Here is a 20,228-nt window from a genome sequence, read left to right as displayed (position 1 = left end):
TGATTTTTTACACTAATGGTTCAATAGAAAAAACATCTATTTTAGATTTTAATAGGTTTCTTGTTCTCTTTAAAACAGCAACACCGTTTCTTGAACCAGCAATGTTTGTATTTCCTTCAATAGTTTCTATAACATCATCATTTACTGAAGTTATAATTCCTGTATGCGTCCAATCAAATGAGGACTTTTGTATAAGAAAAATATCTCCAGGCTTAATTAAAGATGAATCGTTTCTCAGTTTCGTATAACGTGTTAAAATACCTTTGTTTAATCCAGTCGTACCAACTGTATCGCAACTATACGTTCGTGGCATTAAGGTTCTGAAATTTTTATTTTGCGCACTTGCGGCTTGGTCAATAATTGCTTGAACAAATCCCATGCACCAATACCAAGGAGAACCGTCATTTCCGTCCATGTAAGATCTTACCCAAGGCCCGCTATTTGATTCGCCATTAATTATTAACTCATATGGATGATTTTTTAAATGATTTTCAGCAGTCTCTAAAACTAAATCTCGGAAATTTGTAGCAGTAAGTGGTTTATCAAAAGCTTCTTTTAAATTACCACAAAGCACATCAAAAGTTTCTTGAGTTACAATACCATTTTCAAATAACCCTTTTGCTTTTTGAAAATTTTTAACTGCTCTTTCAGTAGCAGGGCCAAAATCCCCATCGACTTCTGTTGCTGTTCCATTATGTGGATTTTGAATACTATACAACGTTAACCAAGACTGAATCTTTCTAGTGTCTTTTCGGTTATTATGATCTCCATTTCTTCTTTGGGTGTCTTTAATCACCAATTCTTTCTGATACCAGTTTTTTTTCATTTGTAGTAGGTTTTATTTTTTTGGGAAATTAAATTTAACGAATAAGTTTGTATAACAATCAGGATATTTATGGTTATTAAAAGGGTGAAATGACTGGGAACAATATTTTACATTTGTATACCAAAATCTGTTAAATCCAATTCTACATGAGGTAGTATTTTAGGTAAAAATTGTCTCATTAATTCAAAATATTCTGATTTTTCTTTAAATAAATAGATTAATTGCCAATAATGAAAACACTTAGACTTATAACTCAATTTTAGATATTCTTCAATACCTATTTTCATATCATAAACTTCATTAGCATTGGTATGAACTAACCAAATATTATCTATAATTATGTCTCCTTCTTTCTTCAAACAGGCTGTTAAATCCCAACAAATATCAAATGGAAAATAGTCGTTTTCGTTTTCTTCCTTTTTTGATAAAGTATAATAATAAGACTGACTTTTACAAAAGTCCACATTGAATATATCTTCACTTTTAGTAATATTAATAAAGCCACTTAAGTATTCGTGAACTACTCCCCAATCGTAGTTATTATCAAAATACTTTTCTTTTAACCATTTATCCTCCTTAAATTGTATAGTATTCTCTTCTGTATTTTGAAGTTCCCATAAGACCTCCAGTTTTGAAGTTTGTTGATAAAAAGCTATTAAACTTTCTGGTAATAAGTTTTCATTTTTGACTAGCTTACTGGGAGGTAATGCATAAGTTGCTGGTGTTTTTATATTAACGCCATGTTCAAAAGCGTAACCTACCTCTTCCAGCATTTTGAACAGAAAAAGTTCATTAATATTAATCATACTCTAAAATATTTGAATTAACAAGATTATTAAACTTAGTAAAAGCAGCCATAAAAGCATTTTGATCTTTATATAATCCAGAAACTATTGATCTTACTTGAACTATATTTTGATATCCTCCTGATGGTCTACCTTGAACTAATCTATCAAAAAAGCCTGAAAGACCTGTTCCGTTTGTACCTCCTTCATCTAATGCCTTAGAATTTAAAGCGCCTGAGTTAGAACTATTAATAGTAATTCGCACAACAGTTGAAGGTGGGGCCTGAGTGAAAGTTTTTCGTACGGTTGGAGAACCTGGAGTATTATTTTCAACATCATATGGGCCAAAACTCATAACAACCACAGTAGGAATATCCTCATAAACACCTGTGTTACTATAAGATATATCAACATTATAAAATATAACTTGATTCTCATCCCAAACAGCTTCCTTAGCAAAATGTTCTACTTGGTTTTCCATATCTCTTAAGTTCATATCTCTAGTACCAGGGAATAAATTCTCTCTTGTACCTGGTCCATGAAGCCTATGATTTAACATATGAGCTCTAACCCATGCTCCTCCTCTCCTTAATGAAACAGGAATATTAGTCCAACCCATAGGATCTTGAGTTGGAGTTGATCCTCTCGTATTTCCAGGTATTTTAGATAATGGAGCGGCTCTCATTATGTAAGCTCTTCCTTTACTATCTGTCTCAAAAGAGACTCTTGATATTGGAAGTTCAACAGTATGTTCTAGAACACCTATGATAACCAAATCTGCAGCTATATTTGTTAAATTTGTTGAGATTAAGTTATAAGCAACCCTTATTGGTTCATTACCATGACCTTGATTGTAAGCATTATCCACTGCCCTTTTATATGCTCCAATATTAGTTCCTAAAACTCTCTTCTCATTAAAAAGGTTTTCTATAGCTGTTGTTTTTTGGCTATGATTAGGGTCTGCAGGATTATCATGAATTTCTTGTCTTTTGTCATTTAAGAGAGCGTTTAATGTTTGCTTTTCACTGTAAACATTAATCTCAACCCTTTCTAAAGTCCCTTCTATTTTTAATGTATGACCACCATCAACATTAATAGGAGATGACAAACCAATTATAGTATCAAAATCTTGGTTACCAGAAGTTTCACTTACATCTTGTTCTTCAGAATTTTCAAACTTAGGTTTTCCTATTTCTGTTTGATTTCTACTACCTGTATCTATGAAATAATCCCACGTATTACCTCCATCTACAACCCTAACCGATTGAACGACAGGATGCTCCCTTTTCCATGCATTCAACATATCAGAAGCCGAAGATTCTTCCATTTTATCCTCTTCATTTACTGCTCTTCTCTCTCGAGATCTTAAATCTACAATCGATTCAGCAAGAATTCTTTGTTTTTCTGCCTCACTCATCAAAGCAATTTCTAATAGATGCCTTCCATTATCTTGCTCTCCATGCTGCACAAAAATTGCAACACTCTCAGCTTCTTCATTTCTAGTATCAATTCTTCTAATACCGTACCTGCGCTTTACTGTGTTAATTTTAGCTTCCACATCACCAATTGTTGGTTTTGGATTGGCATTTTCCATTTGTGAAAGCTCATCTAACGCTCTCATATACTTTTGCTCATCAGGAAGATTCTGTAAATCTTCTTCTCTTCTTCCTGGAGGCAACCCTTCTCCTTCACCTGTAATTTCAGGATTTTCATTTTGATCTCCAGGCGCGTTTTCACCTTGCCATTCTCCTGCTGGATTGGATTCACTATCTCCCATACTTCTTGGAGGTGGATCCGCCATTACATCGGCAGTAAACTTATCTGGATCAAATTCCACTGGTGAGAATGTTAGTTCTGGTGGTTCTTCTCCTCCAACTAACCAATCAACATCAGCTCCAATTCCTAAACTATCTCCAATTGGATATTGTACTTCTCCTAATGGGAATTCTTCTCTTCCGTCTGGTGCTGGCGACCACCAAGGACTATCTAACTCGTAAAATAACGCTCCTGAAAGCTGCAAGAACAACTGAGCCGCAGCTTCAAAATGTCCTTTTAATCGAGACTCTCCAACTTTTCCTCCTTCTGGAGATTGCTCTTCTTTATATTCAAAAGTTGGTGTAGCTTCTGCATACGCTCTTAAACCAGCTGCTGCCGTAACATTTACACCCGCTTTTACATCATGTCCAAGTATGGTAACTCCGACTCCTGCTTCTGCCTCTAAACCTAGAACAGCAAAAGCATTAATTCCTAAAGTACCTGTGATACTAAACTCTTGTAATACGTTTGGATCAGTAGAATACGTTCCTGTAAATCCAACGTTTTTAAGCACTAATGGACCAAATCCTGCATTTGCAAACATTCCAATACTCGCAAATAAGAATACTTGTCCAACCAAAGGAATTCCGTATCCTGCTCTGATTTCTACTTGAAAGATATCAACCTTTTTACCACGTTGCTCCATCAATTCGATTTCATCAGGAACAATGATTTCACCTACAATGGTTACATGACCTTCATTATCGATTCCAATTTTAGCAGTTCCCTCTAACCAAGGAGTAATGGAAGCAGTAACTTCTCCCCAACCTGCTAAAACTTGATTGTTTTTTGTTTTAGGAACTGCAGTTTGCTCCTGAGCTGGCGCATCCGCCTCTTGTTCCATAGATTCAACACCTAAAGCAGCATGCATCATTTGAGTTGATCTCACCGCATCAGTAACTAATAATGTAATTTCACCAGAGAATTTATCTGAATTCATTCGTCCAGTACCTTGAATGGTAACAGCTCCGTCATCATACTCAACGTTTAACGATGCGCTTACATTAGCAATATCTGCCGCTATACTCGCTTGACCACTTAACTTTCCGTCTGCACCACGAGCTACATTAAACTCACCCGATGCTAAACCAGCAACGTCTACGGTAGAATTTAATTCAAAAGTCATAGTAGAATCTGTAATACCTAAACTTCCTGTAGCTTCAATATATCCATCAATATTAGCAGATAAGTTATTCGCTCTAAAGTTTAGTCCACCACTTTCAAATCGGTTTTCTAATCCTTCAGCAACTTCAATAGGACTTAAGCCAAGGAAACTCATTGCTTCTAGATTTTCATTTATCTTGTGAATAATTCCTAATACATCTGGAACTACATCTTCTCCAACTCTAACACTTAAAAAACCTGTAGTATTTTGTTCTTCACCAAACCTATTCAATACTAATACTGGGAAAATTCCTGCATTACGAAGCGGATTTAAAAATTCCATACCACCTACATCTAAGGAGTTATTACTTCTCGTACTGGCAAGTTCAAATTTCTGGCTTTCTCCTTCAGCAGGTCTACCTAATTTTCTAATTTTTATAGTACCTGTAAAACGTTCTCCAATTTTAACGGCAACATCAAAATCTCTAGTACTAGATTCTTGTTCTATATAATTTAGCCAATCATCTGATAGCTGTAATCCATTGGTAATATCTTGAGGTTGTGTTGGTGCAACTAACGTTGTACTTTCTGTTTCTCCTTCTGATTTTTGAACGGTATTTGTTGGAGAAGCTCCTTGTTGAACGGTATGTGTAAGCTCGTGAGCTAATAAATGTTTCCCTGAATCACTTTCAGGATTGTATTTCCCCTCGTTAAAATAAATATCGTTTCCATTGGTAAATGCCTGAGAACCTAACTCTTGATTCATTTGTACGGCATTGTTATCGTTATGGACTCTTACTCCACTGAAATCTGCTCCGAAACCAGATTCCATTTCGTTTTGAGTGTTACTTGGTAATGGGTTTCCACCTCCTTTTGAATTGCTTAGATTATTTTCTAAAGACGAATTATTATCACCCCCCGACATTTGCAGTTGCTGAACTTCTTCATCTTCTTTCTCTTGTATGTCTTCGTCTTCTTTTTCTTGAATATCTTCTTCTGCTTGTTGCTGGATTATATCTCCGCCTAAAGAGGTTTCTGTTGATTCTTTTTTAGTTTGTACATCTTCCTCCTCTTTCTGTTGAATTTCCTCTTCTTGTTTTTGTAATATCGATTCTGACTTGAGTTGAACTCCAGGAGTAATTGGATCGACTAAAGGTTTTTGCTGAATCTCATTTTCATTTGACTCTTGTTTTTGAGCCTCGTCCTCGTTTTTCTTTTGAACTGATGGCGCAAAAAATGAAGATGTTTTATTTTCTTTTCCACCAGCTACAATTTGATCAGCTGCACGATCCGCTTCTACTTCATATTTATCTCCAGGTTTTCCTACATTCAATTTTGGTTGAATGAAAGAATTCTCTGAAGAATTTGTAGCAACGCTTGGTTTAGTATTTTGGGTTTTTGGTGAAAACATTAGTTTAATTAATTATATACCTTAGTTTTTTTGGGTTGTTGATTCTAGTTTTTATTGAAATCCAATCATTTTTAACGTAGCTTCGATTAATTTCATCTCTTCTTTCTCTTCAGATAAATATTTCCTTTGCCAATTAACAATTCCTCTATACTTTAGGTTTCTCTCAAAGTATTCTAAAAAACTTAACTCCATTTTATTTATGCCATATTCGATATCATAATAATACACATCATTACTAACATGACCATTGATCACTTTAAAACATGCGCAAGCTGTTATATCTTCATTATGAAGATCAAATGGTCTTAACTGTTTCAACTCTTCTTTATTATCATCAAAATCGAACCATAAAATATCTCTCCAAGGCTCTAGTTCATTTTCTCCTTTAAAAACTTGTTTCAAATTATAATAGTAAATATTTCCCCAGATCAAATTGCTTTCTATTGTCTTTTCCTTAAACACATCTCCTTTCAAACCCCAACACAAACTGAAACCATTTAATTTCTCATAAAAATCTTTTACCTCTTTATGAATTATTACTCTATACTTATTCTCTATTTCCTTTACACTATTTTTAGATAGTTTTTCTCCTATAGAGGTCTTAACTTCTTTTGTAAATTCATTATACTGGCAATCCCAAATGATATTTCTAATTCTTTCTTTTAAATCCAAAATCAATATAGTTTAATTAATGTCTATTTTACTTTTAACACCGTCAATAGTAATTTCTTGATCGTGTAGGTCCGTTAAATGCCTGTAATCTGCTTCGGCATATTCTGGCTTAAATACTATATTTTTCAATTCATGCCCATTATTAATCAGAAAATCTCTTTTTTGCTCATAAAATGTTTCCAAATCAGATTGACTTGATGGGCCTTGACCTTCAGTATTATAATAGTTATTAATTCTTTGAGCTCTTCCTCCTGAACCTGCTCCACTAAAACCTGGAAGACTTCTAAGCTTATTCTTTGCCTTTCCTAATATCTTATAAATAGGTAAACTTCCTGTAGAGGTCATTTCTGGTGGTGCATCAACAGGAATAGGTCCTGATGTGTTAATCTTACCTTTTGTCATATTTCCATTTCTTGCAATTTTATATTTAGCCCATTGTATCTCAATATTTGACGGAAAATCTGGATGGTCTGTATGATTGTAATCTAATGTTGTTTGATACCAAATAACATCTTCCGGTTTTCTTACTAACTTCAAAGCTTTCTTTTCTGCTTTTAGATTCGCTAATTTATTAGGTCCTTTTCTTGTAGGAACAAGATTCCATTCTTCATTACCAGGTCCATGTAAACTTTCATGAATAATATGAAAACGTACCCAATTATGTTTTACATAATCCTTTAAACCTTTTGTAGTTTCATAATTAACCAAATATCCCCATCCTGGAGGAACAGCTGACTGACCTCTAACTGGTGGACTACCTTTAGTATTTCCAGCTATCGGAGTAATTGGATCCCCAACTACTTTACTTGGACGACCATTTGTTCTAGATTTGACTTCCAATTTAGAAGCTATGTTATTAGAATTTTCAGGATCTAACCCTAAAATAATAAGATTCTCCGCTATAACTTTGAACTCTTCTCTAAGCTGATAATCAAGCTCTGTTATTCTTTTCTCTCTCGGAGCACTCTTTTTCTCTTCAAGTTGAAGATCATCGACTATTTCTTGAGCTTTTTCTAAGTGAGTACTTACTTTACCTCTCGCTGTTACTAATACTTGTTTTTCCTCTCCATCTTCTTTACCCGATATTCTAGCATCAACTTCTGTTAAAAAAGTGGATAATTTTTTCTTTTTGGAAGCCACCATTAAATTAGTTTTCCCTCCTTTTTTCTCTAAAAATAATTTATGATTTTTTCCATCTCTAGTCTTAAATTTTCTCTTTAACTTCAACCATTTAAAGATTTTCTTAACTGCCCCTTTAACCTTAGCCTTTCCTTTTTTAACTAAGTTCTTAAACGCTTTCTTCGCTTTTAGAATAATTTTATTGATAGCCTTATCAATCTTCTTACGAACTTTCTTGATGATTTTTTGAATCTTCCCTGTAAGGCCAGTAACACCTACCAATGCAGCTAAGAAGCTAATTAATACTGGTAATGCTTTTGCTAGTGCTGTTTCTATTCCTTTGGCAACAGCTTTTACATTTCCTGCCGCTAAGGCTTTTATACTATTGATAAATGCAGTAACCAATTCGAAAATTTGTGCTGCTCTTTCTACAAAGAACTTCACGATATCAATAATCATCATAGCAGCCTTTACAAAAGCACCAGCCGGACTTAATAATCCCATAATCCATTTAATTCCAGCTTCAATAACTTTGGTGATAATCATATCTCGAATGGCATCCATGACCATTTCTTTTAAGTTCGTAAACTGGTCTTTGATGTATTCCCATAAACCTGTTACTCCGTCTTTTTTAACGATTTGGAAAACCTCAACAGCTTTTTCCATTCCGTTAACTACCGGTTCTCCTAGTAATTTAACTGCTTTACTTCTAAAATAATCCCAAGTTAATCCAAGCATTTGCGTAACCAAACTGAAAATTCCTGAAAGACTAAATAGATTATCTGGCATAGTAATACCCACATTGCCTAAAGAACCTGTTAACCATTCGATTAATCCTTTAATCATGTGTTGTTTGATATTGCTGCCAAAATCAACAAAACCTTGTTTTATACCGCTAATTAAATTACCTAAGAATCCTATTGGATCGGAAATAATCGCTCCGATAGCACTTACAGCTGCAGACAATAAATTCAGTAATAAGTCTTTAATTTTAAGAATTGTTTTGATAACACCTGCTAATGCATTAAAGGCAGCTCCTATCCAACCTGCACTTACTTTTTCCTTTATCTCATCAAACTTCTCTTGAAGTACGTCAACATTTTCTTTATATGACTGTGCCAAGTCTGATGCAAGTTCTTCTTGTTTCTCATAAACGCTATCTTCTAAATCAGCATATTGATCATTAAAATCGTTATACGCATCTTCAGCAAGTTTCTTTTGAGAATCATCTAAGCTGTCAAACTTTTCTTTTGATTTTTTCTTACCATCTTCAATGGCTTGTAAAGCTCCATTTAAACCATCGGCTATAATTACAGAAATATCATCTAAAACGGTATTCATTTTAGATACGAACTTTCTTTTTTCTGATCTAAATAGTCTATCAATAGCTTCTGTATCTTCACCAAAAATCCAGTCATCAACCACTGTCCAACCATAAATTTCTCCTAAACCATCTTCTACATTTTTCTCAAACATTTTCTGAGCGCTTTCTGCTTCTTCACTGAATTTCTTATCAACATCCTCTGATAATTTCTCTAAACTATCTGTTACTTTTTGTTTAGTTTCATTGTAAATAGCTTCAAACTCAGCATAAATTTTCTCTTGCTCGGTTTTATCACTCGTTTTATTCGTAGTTTGATTAGTAAGAACTGTATTTTCCGACAACAATTTTGCTGCCTGCATTTGATCCAAACCTTCTTGACTTGTTGTTGTAGCAGTTTTTTCTGCCGCCCCTAATTGAGCCTGTTCTTTTTTTCTATACTTAACTGGCGCTAATTTAGCTTCGGTTTGTGCATTATTCTTTTCATCTAATGCGCCCGTAAATTTAGGTTCATTTGATTTAGCCAATTGCTCATCCGTTACCTCATTTTCACTCATGTAATCATCAAGAGATTGACTTTCTTTTTCCATCGAAATCTCTTGATTGGTTTTTGGTTTTGGAATTGCTGCCTGAGCATTCAATGGCTTTGGTGGCGCTCCAGGATCTGCTACTGGTAAAGGCTGAGCTTCTAAAGTTGGCTGACCACTGTCTGGAGCAGGTTTATCTGCTTCCTGTTTCATTGGCCCAGCTAGTTTATCACTTTCTGAAGTTACTTGCCCAGATATGTTTTTTTTGATTCCTTCAATTGGCTTATCATCTCTAAAGTCTTGAGCTTCATCTGAATTTCTAGGTAATTGATTTTCTAAATCATCAAGGTTTTTTTCTAGTAACTTTTTAAACGATGCAGGTGTAAAAGGCTCTCTTTTCTTTTCTTCCTCAGAAGTAGCTTCCATAGATGTCGCATGAGCCTGTTGATTGTTTTTAGTTGTTTGCGTAGCAGGTGAAGCATGTCCTGCTTCTTGCTGTTCAGTTACCTTAGTGTTCGGATCTGGGTGTTGAGATTTTTCTTCTTTTACTGCTTCAGTTGCTTTTATTTGAGCTTGAAATTCCGGATCATCTTCTGGTTTTGTAGGAGCTTTAGGTATCTTATTCTCCTTGTCTGCTTTACTCTCTTTTTTCTGATCCTTCTCCTCTTTTTTATCTTGTTCTTTATCTCCTTCTTTTAATTCTGGTGAAACTGTTTTTGCATTAGGACCAGGCGAAGCTGTTAATACTCCATTTCCTGTAGGGTTTGAATTATTTAAAGTTTCAGTTGAAATACCATTTGCATTTACACCTGAATCTTTAACTTTTGAAGCTACTTCTGTTTGAGGTTTATCTTTAACTAATGCTTCTTTCGAGTCTTTTTCTGAATCTTGTGTTACTACTTTTTGTAATTTCTGATTTGGGTTGTTATTTTGTTTTGGAGCAATAAATGGTGAGGTCTCCTTTTTCGCTTGTGTTGCTGCTTCATTTGCAGTTTCATTAGACGAATCTTTTACTCCAACATCTTCTTTGCTCGACTCAGGTTTTACAACCTTCATTTTTGGTTGGATAAAAGAAACGTTAGAGTTTTTACTCCGAGAACTATGTTTAGTATGTTGAATTTTTGGCGCAAACATAGTCTATTGTTTTTGAAGGTTTATTGTAACGGACATACCTACATCAAAATCTTGAATCTTCCCTTCAAGTTTTTCTCCGTTATTTGTTATTTTTCCTGTAAATTTTCCGTTAGTTCCTAAATAAGTTTTGTAGGGTATACTCACGCCTCTTTTGGTAACTTTTCCTGTACCTGACGCAGTAGCAATCCATTCTCCAAAGACTAATGAATATTCAGTAAAACTAATAGCTCCGGAATCTTCATGATTTATTTGGTACCTAGCATTTGGACTATCAGCATCTATCCATTTCCCCGTCAAATTATAATTTTTAACAATTGCTTTTACTACCTTGGGTTTTGGTGGTTTAACACTAGGAACTACATCAATTTCCTTTGTTCTTAAGTCTCCTGGAAGTTTAGAATGATCTATTACGACTTTCTTTTCTGTTTTTTCTTTTGAATTGTTTTTATTAACTGGTTTTTTACCAATTATACCCGCATTAAAAAGAATTGTTATAACACTACCGATAGCTGTAATTAGTCCTGTAATGGCTATAACTGATGTTGAAAATTTAGTATTTGTTGAGTCGACCATAACTACAAAGTTTATATCATTCTATCTATACTTCTTTTATCTCATTGGCTTAACGGTAATACAACAATATGAATTGGTATTTCCAACAACAGCTATAAATGTTGCTCCGATTGGAGGCATCATCGTCATCATACTTGTAAAAGTTGCGGAATAATACCCTAACATAGTCACTCTGGTAGAACCAAACGGAACGATTGACATATGAGACGAACTACAACCAGCTCCACTTAGATAATGAAAAGAAATTTTAGTTCCCTCTGGAGCATCTGTGAATCCTGAAATTTTTATTCTTGGAGTAATAGTTCCTCTTTTAGCTTTGCCTGAGCAGGTGTAGCTAGGCATTTCTTGTTTTTGAACTTTCTTCTGCACCATTCCTTTTTGTTGAATGGTATGTGTTAACTCATGCGCCAATAAATGTTTACCTTCTTTAGAATTAGGATTGTACTTTCCTTTATTAAAATAAATATCATTACCATGTGTGAACGCTTGCGCCCCTATATCGCTACTCATTTGTTCCGCTTCAGTATCGTTGTGAATATTTACATTCGAAAAATCCGCTCCGAAACCAGATTCCATTTCTTGTTTTGTTTGGCTATCTAATTTATGTCCTCCGCTTCCTCTTTTCAGCCTACTTTCAAAGGAATTATTTCCTGAATTTTGTTTTGTACTAGTTTGTTTCTTTTGAACTTCTTCATCTTCTTTTTTCTGAGCTTTCTCTTCTCCTTCGCAAGCTGCGCATTTTGCTTGTACTTCCTCCTCTTCTTTACTTTGAACTGCTTCTTCTTCCTCCATCATTTGGACTTCCTCATCCTCTTTACTCTGAACAGCTTCTTCCTCCTCCATTTTTTGAACCTCCTCTTCCTCTTTACTTTGAACCGCTTCCTCTTCTTCCATCCTCTGAACAGGTTGTTCTTCCTCAGAAGCTTCCTTTTGTTGAATTAAAGGAGTTACTTCTGATCCTAATGGTTTTTGTTGAACTTCTTCTTCATTTCCTTTTTTTTGCACATTCGTATCGGCAGCATTATTAACCACCTTATCAGCCATTTTATCTGCTTCTACCTCATACTTATCTCCAGCTTTACCCATTTTTAACTTTGGTTGAATAAATGCTTTATCTTGTTCCTTATTAGTACTCCCATACTTATGCTTTTTATCTCTTCTAAACATGACCTATTCAGTTTTTGTTGATTTAGCCTCTTCTCTTTTAGATTTCGTAATGTCTTGAATCAAACCTATAATTTGATGCCAACCATCTGTACCTCCTGCAATAACAACTGCAGTTAAAATTGTATCAACAAACTTGAAAACGATTGCTTGAATTGTAAAGGCTTCCGACGGAACTTCCATAAATGTTTCTAGTATTCTAAATCCAGCAATTGCTAATACAATACCAACGCTAAAAGAGGCCATTGTTGTTTTTTGAATATTTCCTTCTTTAGTGGCAGTTTTCGAAACGATAAAAATTTCATTAAACCTTTCTGTTAATGCCAGAATTACTGGAAATGACATAAATAGTGTGCTGAGCTCAATTTCTGATATGGATTTTAAATGAATTAATTCTAAATCAATATTATAAAGTACTATAGCTGTAATAGCTATCGGAATTAAGTAAGTTAGTTTTGTTTTCATCGGTTAAAAGCTTATTGTAATTTTAATACTCTTAGCTTGCTATTTACCAATCTGTAAATAGTAATGTTTTCATCCATGGTAGTTTACATAAACCAAAGCTCCATGGTAGTTTATCTAATAATATATCTTGTGTTTTTCTTTCAATAGTTAGCTGAGGGTTATCTTTAGTCAAATCTAATTTTCCTTGGCGCTGAATAAATTCATTTCGAATTAAATCTGGTGACGAATTTTTTAAAATCTCCCAATTATGGACTACAGAATTTAGTAAGTTTTCTGCATTTTCTTTCGTCTCCTCTGAAAGCTTTATATCTCTTTCTATAGTTTGGTGGATTGGGATGTTACACAAGAACTTTTCAAACACCAAATTACTTTCGAGTTGCTTCTCTTGTTTGGTAGCAACATAATGCAATAAGTGAATCGCTTCTGATGGATTTATAATTTGATTCTTATCATTGAGTAAATTACATGAAGTGAAAAACTGCTTTAAAAATGGGTGAATTAAAATAAGTCCTGCGTTATTTATGATATACGACTTAGGTTTGTTAAAACCTTTGAATAGTTCTTTTATATTTTTCAATGGTGTTATACTTTGGTTCTCATCAGAATTCAAATTATTTTCAGATTTTACATCAATAGTTCTAAATTCCTTATCGAATGCATTAGAACCATTTTTTAATTCATCAATATTTGAACTTTTCATGTTAGAAGTTGTTTCCGTCGATTCTTTAATTGGTAAATCTGTCTCCGATGTAAAACTTTTATCCGAACTCTCTTTGTTTATTGATTCTGATGTTGAGCTGTTAGCTTTCTCTAAAGATTTATCTTCAAATTGACTTTTATTTTCCCTAGCCGTAATTTCATCTTGATTTGGTACAGTTGAAGAATCTAGATTTTTAGGATTTTGAACAGTTTCGTCTTTTTTCAAGTTAAATGATACATTCTCTTTTTGAGAAAACTCATCATTTTCCAATGATTCACTATTAGCATTTAAATTGTCAGTTAATTCTTCAACAACTACTTTATCTTTTTCTAAAAACTTTTCCTCTTTGAGAGTTTCCTGATTTTTATCTTTCTTAGTTTTAAAATCTTCAATAGTATTTTTTAACTTTTCAGTTTCTTCTAAAAAAAGGCTCTCCGAAATTTTTTCATCTTCATTTTGAATTGTAACTGAGCGGAAGTCAGATTTATTTTTGACTGATAAATCGTTGGACTTTAATTGATTCTTTGTTTGTTTAACAACATCAAACTTTTGATTTTCAGAGAAACTAAGACGCTCTATTTTTGATATTATCTCATTCGGAATTACATTTTTTATATCAGAATGATTATTCAGAATTGCTCTTAAAAATAATTGTAAACTTGCTTTCGACTGTTCATCCTCTTGATATTCATTAGATTCAAAAAGACGTATTATATAACCTAAAAAAGTTATCAAATCTGATTGCAATGTATAATGAATAAAAGCGTTCCAAATTTCTTTTTTAGTCTCTGAAGTGTTTACTGTATAACTAATTTCTTTTATTTCGGATAACAATTGATTGAAAAATATAGGCTTGTTTACAATTCCAAGAAATAATATTTGTAATTCCGTATCTAAAAACTGATTTAATAACCTTACTTTTTGGGATGGAGTTTGTAATACTTTTAAAAACCGTGAACTGAAGCCTGAAGTTTCGGTAATTTCGTAAAGATCTTTTTGACTAAAACTAAAACTCTCCGTTTGATTATTCCACCAAGAAAAAGTACCGTTTTCTATAAAAGAGAAAAAGGTATCAGCTTTGGAATTTTGAAAAGATTTCTCTTTAATTTCAATATCATTTTCTTCTGGTTCATTGATAATTTCTGCTAACTTATTTGAGATTTGCTTTTTTAATTCTCTTTTGGAAGCTTCTGATGTAATTGAAAAATTCTGATTAGAAACATTAATATCTAACGATAACTTTGGTATTAGTTTTATAGAATCTTCAGAAGAAATTGATTCAAAAAAGGATTCAATTAGAGGAAATATTTCCTCCTTTAAAAAAGTATCAATAGTATCTTTCAATTCCTCCGCTACCTTATTGGAATTGGTATTGATGTCTACTGCGACTTTATTTATTATGTGTTCTTGAATCCTCATTTGAATCTTCTCCCAAATTTTAACCTACGGTATTTGATAATGTTTTAAGTAACTGTAATTGAATAACTTCTTGAATTAATTTCGAACTAATTGCATCAGCACATTTTTCCAAGAAACTCACTAATGTTTTATCTGGAGTGTCTACATTTATTTGTCTTTCGAAAAACTCTCGTAAATCCAAATCAATAGCATTTAAAACTCTTTGAATCTGTAATACAATTGTACTAGGATTATCTCCATCTCCTTTAACTTCTAGAGTTTCTAGACTTTGACAATGAAGAATTAAGAAATATAGTTTTACTTGAGCTCGATAATATCTTTTTAAAACCTCGTTATTTGGGTCTTCTTTTATTGCCTCAGAAGTATCATTAATTAATAATAAGAATGCCTTTTCGATTGCAGAATTATTGCTTCCTGTGGTGTACGCTGGTAAGTCTTTTAAAACCGCAGCATACATATTTTTAGTTCTATCAATAATTGTATTTCCTGTATCAACCGACTCGGTTAATAATTTTAACTCATCACGTAACATATCTCCAACGTCATCTTGACAAGTTCTTATTACGATAAAAGGTGTTTCAACAATATCTGAATATGTATTTGTTCCACAATCGCTAACTGTAGTTAAAGAAACTCTAACTGATTCACCGTCAAATTTTGATAAATCAACGGTAATAGTTCTTCGAGTAGTTTGCGGATCTCTTTCTTCTCCGTTTATATTCCAGATATATTCGTTACCGATTTCTGAAGTGTTTGTTAGCGTTAAAATTCTAGTTTCGGCATCAAAACTACTTGTAAAGTTAGCTCTTGATCTTTCTGTAACTTCAATAGTTGCAGAAACTGATGTGCCTACTAAGTTTACAGTAACTGAACCAGCACTTGTTAAACCTGAATTTGCTCCTACAAATTCCCAAACACCTCGATCTTCGTTAAACGAAATTCCATCTCCTTCTAGTATCATTCCTTCTATTTGCGGATCTACCGTAATAACATGAGCTGTTTTATCTTCTAAGCAAAAGATTGCATCTGGTACTTCAATTACGAAATCAGGATACGAAACAGTAACTTCAATACTTGCATCCGAAGAACATCCATTTTTACCTTCAACTCTAACATTAATTTTGAATGTATTTACTGAGTCTGGTTCAATTACATACTTAGGAGTAAACATTTCTGCTTCACTTGTTTGTCCTTCAGATTCCCATTTGATATTTAATGAACTTGGATCAACTCCATCCGGTAATTGAACAGTAAAGTCCCCTACATAGATTAGTTTTTCTTCTTCCCAAACAAAACCAGCTGCTCTTCCTTCAATAATTGATATTTGTTTTACCTCATGAATGATGATTCTGGCGTTTGTAGATTGCCCATCTTCCATAAATCGAAGAACTTTTTCATATTCAGTGAATAATGATGAATCAATAACCAATTCACTTCCTTCAATTGAAAGACCTGCTATTGGAGCGCCTTCAATAGTGATTTCGCCTACAACATTGGTAAATGAAATTCTTGCTGTTGGTTCAGTTTCAGCATCTAAACAATATGATGGTATAATATCTAATTCTGATGGTGTTTCACTATCAAAAATGATAGTCTCTATGGTAATTGTTTTATTACAAGGACCTAAGGATACTTCTAATGATGGTGTAATAATATTTAAATCGTTAATTGGTAAGGTGTATGTATGTGTAAACTGATTGTTTATTGGAGTTTCTTCAACCATAACTCCGTTACCTAAAAAGTCGAAGTTATATTTTACTTGATTGATAAAATTAGAGGTGATAAAAATATCATCTCCCCAGTTTAAAGTGAACACAACATTTGCTTCCGTTTTATCATCATTATATGTAATTGGTTCAACAGTAACACTTAAATCTACATCTGGATACACAATAATTTGACAATCTGTAGGTTCATCATTTACGGTAAAGTTGATTGTTTTTCCTAAATAGTTTTTATCAATTTTAGTAACATCAAGCTTTGTTTTGTTATCCACTGGGTCGATGAAAATTCCTGAATCAAAATCTTCTGGAATATCAGATTTCACAACACCATCAATTGGCAACTTATTGAACACTAGCGGATCTATTGTTGAGCCATTATCCAAACAAACATAGCTTACAGGTAAGCTTAAGAATACAGGTTCTTTAGGAACAATAAAGTTTATTGGAGCACAATCTGAACAACACATGTACGGTAATGAAAAATCTGCCACTACTGTATTTCTCAACGTTTCATTTTCACGAATTACTTCGTTCTCATCGAAATACAATCTGTTATTAGTCCCTAATACATTCGGATTGAATATTTGGAAATAGTATTGATCTTTTGGAATTAAACGGTCTTTAATCGTAATTCTCATTCCGACAGAACCATCTTTGTACATTAATGTTCCTCGAGCAGAAATTACCTCTGCTAATCCGGCCCTAGACCAAGCTCTATTTAAAAATGCTGTAAAATTTGTTACAGTATCTCCTAATGTTTTTCCTACTAATACTACATCATCGTCTAAGAACAAACGCTTTGTAAAATCTGTTGACTTAGCATCAACAAATGAAAAATTAATAGTTGAGCTTTTATCCCAAAGATTTATAACTCCTCCGTTTTTATAGCTAAATAAACCCTCTTTTTCTAATAATTCATTTTTAACAGGAAATGCAGTGTCTCTAGTCCTATCAAAAATTGTATCTATTGGTTTTTCTTCAGTTGGTTGTCTTCTAAAAATAATATCTAAAACAACATCATTAAACGTATTGGTATCAGAAGCATTTTCAGTAACATAAACCATCACAAAAGTTCCTCCTGGAATAACACCCGCTTTATGCTCTAAACCTGGATGATGCTTTACAAATTCTGAAAGTTGAATTCTTTCTAATATTTTAAGTTTTCTTTTCTCAATTTCTGCAAGTAAGGTTTCTAATTTTTTTCCTGAACAACAAACAATTGATAATTGATTGATTAATAAACCTAAAATTTGTTTTGTTGCTAATGCTAGCGTAGTTGAATTATATCTTGCCTGTAATTTTTTTACTTGCTGACATAATTTTTCGATAGTTAACTTATAGCTAACTAAAATACTATCATTAATATCTCTGATATCCAATGGAACCTTAGTATCTAAAACAAAAGCGTGTACTAAAGTTTCTGTGATATCGGTTAAAATAAAATCCGATAATTCAGGTTCTTTTGCCCAAACTTCACTCTCTCTTATTGGCGCAATTTCTTTTTCAAGCTCTACAAGAATATCACTTGAAGAACCTTCTTTATTTTTATCAAAAATATCTCCTATAATAACTCCGAGCGTATCTTGCTCTTTTGTTAAGTTTTCCTCAATGATGTTCTTATCATACGATTTGTACAACATTTCTTGATCCGATAAAAAGTTTTGATCTTCTATAAATCCATCATTAAATGCATATTCTTTACTTACAAAATCTGTTTTAAATAATGTTTCTTTCGACGTCATTACATCTCGAGACATTACTACTGCATCTCCTGCAGAATCTTTTACTGCATCTCTTACAGAAGTATATTTATCAGCTACAATATTAACTTTAGGGTCTGTTAATTTAAATGCCGAAAAGGTTTTGCTAACTTCAGAAAGAATACAATTTTGTTCTGCTTTCCATGCATTTAATAACATTTTCAAGTCTTCAAACTCACACTCATAATCGTTGATGTTAATGGTTTGAGTAGTTGCATTGATTGAAAGTGTTTTTACATCGAAACTTAACCCATAATCTTTCTTAAGCTTTTGAATCTTTGCTAACGCTTCTCCATACATTTTTCCTTGATGTCCTTCAATTCGATAGAAATCATTTTTATCGATATTATAAGCTAAAGGATTCTGAATTGGTAATGACGAATCAAGATTAGTTTTATGGTAGCTTAAATTCTGATTTGCTTTGTAGTTTGCAGTTTTTTGAAAGTTCCAATTCTGTAGTAGGTTATTAGACACATTGTAGTAAAAAGGGACAGCCTTATCACTTAAATTTGTGTGTGCCATTGAAGGCGTGATTTCTATTTCCTCAGTTTGTGTAGTTCCTATATAACTGTTGGCAATTGAAATAGCCCTGTTTAACAACAATTGAATCTTACTAAGATTATCATCTTCCGTACTTACAATTGGAGAATTATAAAATCGATGTCTTAATTCCGGGATTTCAGTTGCAGCTATTTTTCCTAACATTAAATGCTTTGGAAATGCTCCGATATTTGGACAACAATTTACATTGATATGTAATAATAATTGCTTGATTTCATTATACGTATCAATTAAATCTTTTAAGGTATCGTATCGATACTGAAAATCTAACGGAACACTTAACGGACTAAAACTGAATAATGACTTTATTTTATTAGTGATAAGAGGTAAACCAAACTTATTTAAAATTACTTCATATCCTAAGATTAAATCCGTAGCAATACTTTCGTCTTTAACAGCTGAATTATACAACCCTTTTAATGAAGAAAAAGTTTCTGTATTATTTTCATTTAGTACTACTCGTTTTGCCTCAACAACTGGCAAAGAATCATTAATCTTAAACCAATCGTGCTGCGTAAAAATATCGTCTTTAGTAGCAATTGCTTCTAAATCTTCACAACTAATTAATAAAACACGTAAGTTGTTAATTTGCTCAATTCCCTGATTATCACAATTCAGTTTATTACACAGCGCATCTTCATTTGGATATTGTTCTAAATACAATAGCACAGCCATTTTATTGATATCGGTAAACTCAACTAAATTGGTATAAGAACTATCGCTTTCAGTATACACTTCCCATAAGTTATACTGATTGTTTTGACTGTTTAAAAACTTCGGATATTTAGCATCATTGTCTTCAAACTTCTTAAAAAATTTGAATTTTTTAGACTTTAAATTCTTCTCAATTAAATCATGAAACTGAACTAAATCACCATCCGTTGTAACTCCGGCTCCTTGTGTAATTGTTAAACTATTTATTGCCGATTTATCTACCGTAAACTCAGGACTAAGGTGAAATCCGCATGCAATTCCAACACCACTTAATCCTATTCTTGACAAACGATCTTGATCATCAAAATAATCGATGAAAGCATTTAATTGCTTAGCTGTTAATACCTGATTAGTATTAAACCTGCTATACTCTGTAGTGATATCTTTTAGTTTAGTTTCCATACCGAATGTGTTTTTGCTGTGTTATAAAACAC

The 20,228-nt window shown here is 33.1% G+C and carries 10 protein-coding genes; all 10 read right to left on the bottom strand.

Translation table 11 applies throughout. From position 1 onward, the window contains the following. Nucleotides 1–7 precede the first annotated feature (7 nt). Nucleotides 8–826 carry a peptidoglycan-binding protein gene (locus tag ACOSP6_RS13995; protein ID WP_422094533.1) on the bottom strand — a complete coding sequence of 273 codons (819 nt, stop codon included), beginning with the start codon at nt 824–826 and terminating at the stop codon, nt 8–10. Nucleotides 827–933: 107 nt separating this feature from the next. Continuing rightward, entirely contained in the window at nt 934–1,632 is a 699-nt protein-coding gene (locus ACOSP6_RS13990) for a hypothetical protein (protein WP_422094534.1), read from the bottom strand. Continuing rightward, nucleotides 1,625–5,941 (bottom strand): eCIS core domain-containing protein, encoded by a 4,317-nt coding sequence (locus ACOSP6_RS13985; protein ID WP_422094535.1) that lies wholly within the window; start codon nt 5,939–5,941, stop codon nt 1,625–1,627. Before ACOSP6_RS13985 ends, ACOSP6_RS13990 begins: the two co-directional genes overlap by 8 nt. A gap of 51 nt (nt 5,942–5,992) precedes the next feature. Next, on the bottom strand, nt 5,993–6,613 hold the full coding sequence (locus ACOSP6_RS13980) for a hypothetical protein (protein WP_422094536.1): 621 nt from the start codon (nt 6,611–6,613) through the stop codon (nt 5,993–5,995). Between the two features lie 12 nt (nt 6,614–6,625). Next, nucleotides 6,626–10,636 carry a hypothetical protein gene (locus ACOSP6_RS13975; protein ID WP_422094537.1) on the bottom strand — a complete coding sequence of 1,337 codons (4,011 nt, stop codon included), beginning with the start codon at nt 10,634–10,636 and terminating at the stop codon, nt 6,626–6,628. Nucleotides 10,637–10,717: 81 nt separating this feature from the next. Further along, the gene (locus tag ACOSP6_RS13970; protein WP_422094538.1) at nt 10,718–11,287 is read right to left on the bottom strand and encodes a hypothetical protein; all 570 of its coding nucleotides are present in this window, start codon (nt 11,285–11,287) and stop codon (nt 10,718–10,720) included. Nucleotides 11,288–11,323: 36 nt separating this feature from the next. Then, nucleotides 11,324–12,454, bottom strand: a complete 1,131-nt coding sequence (locus ACOSP6_RS13965) for an eCIS core domain-containing protein (protein ID WP_422094539.1) — start codon at nt 12,452–12,454, stop codon at nt 11,324–11,326. Nucleotides 12,455–12,457: 3 nt separating this feature from the next. Then, a complete protein-coding gene (locus ACOSP6_RS13960) occupies nt 12,458–12,916 on the bottom strand; it encodes a hypothetical protein (protein WP_422094540.1) in 459 nt (152 codons plus the stop codon). A 43-nt stretch (nt 12,917–12,959) separates the two neighbouring features. Further along, nucleotides 12,960–15,035 carry a contractile injection system tape measure protein gene (locus tag ACOSP6_RS13955; RefSeq protein ID WP_422094541.1) on the bottom strand — a complete coding sequence of 692 codons (2,076 nt, stop codon included), beginning with the start codon at nt 15,033–15,035 and terminating at the stop codon, nt 12,960–12,962. Nucleotides 15,036–15,054: 19 nt separating this feature from the next. After that, complete coding sequence (locus tag ACOSP6_RS13950) at nt 15,055–20,196, bottom strand: hypothetical protein (protein WP_422094542.1); 5,142 nt, start codon at nt 20,194–20,196, stop codon at nt 15,055–15,057. Nucleotides 20,197–20,228: the final 32 nt, after the last annotated feature.

The sequence above is a fragment of the Tenacibaculum sp. MEBiC06402 genome, assembly GCF_049239625.1.
GTDB lineage: Bacteria > Bacteroidota > Bacteroidia > Flavobacteriales > Flavobacteriaceae > Polaribacter.
This window is presented reverse-complemented; position numbering and strand designations above follow the sequence as displayed.

Bases quoted from the DNA above. Each gene is read 5' to 3' on its own strand.
- ACOSP6_RS13995 (WP_422094533.1), bottom strand. From the start codon at position 826: ATGAAAAAAAACTGGTATCAGAAAGAATTGGTGATTAAAGACACCCAA.
- ACOSP6_RS13990 (WP_422094534.1), bottom strand. From the start codon at position 1,632: ATGATTAATATTAATGAACTTTTTCTGTTCAAAATGCTGGAAGAGGTA.
- ACOSP6_RS13985 (WP_422094535.1), bottom strand. From the start codon at position 5,941: ATGTTTTCACCAAAAACCCAAAATACTAAACCAAGCGTTGCTACAAAT.
- ACOSP6_RS13975 (WP_422094537.1), bottom strand. From the start codon at position 10,636: ATGAAGGTTGTAAAACCTGAGTCGAGCAAAGAAGATGTTGGAGTAAAA.
- ACOSP6_RS13970 (WP_422094538.1), bottom strand. From the start codon at position 11,287: ATGGTCGACTCAACAAATACTAAATTTTCAACATCAGTTATAGCCATT.
- ACOSP6_RS13965 (WP_422094539.1), bottom strand. From the start codon at position 12,454: ATGTTTAGAAGAGATAAAAAGCATAAGTATGGGAGTACTAATAAGGAA.
- ACOSP6_RS13960 (WP_422094540.1), bottom strand. From the start codon at position 12,916: ATGAAAACAAAACTAACTTACTTAATTCCGATAGCTATTACAGCTATA.
- ACOSP6_RS13955 (WP_422094541.1), bottom strand. From the start codon at position 15,035: ATGAGGATTCAAGAACACATAATAAATAAAGTCGCAGTAGACATCAAT.
- ACOSP6_RS13950 (WP_422094542.1), bottom strand. From the start codon at position 20,196: ATGGAAACTAAACTAAAAGATATCACTACAGAGTATAGCAGGTTTAAT.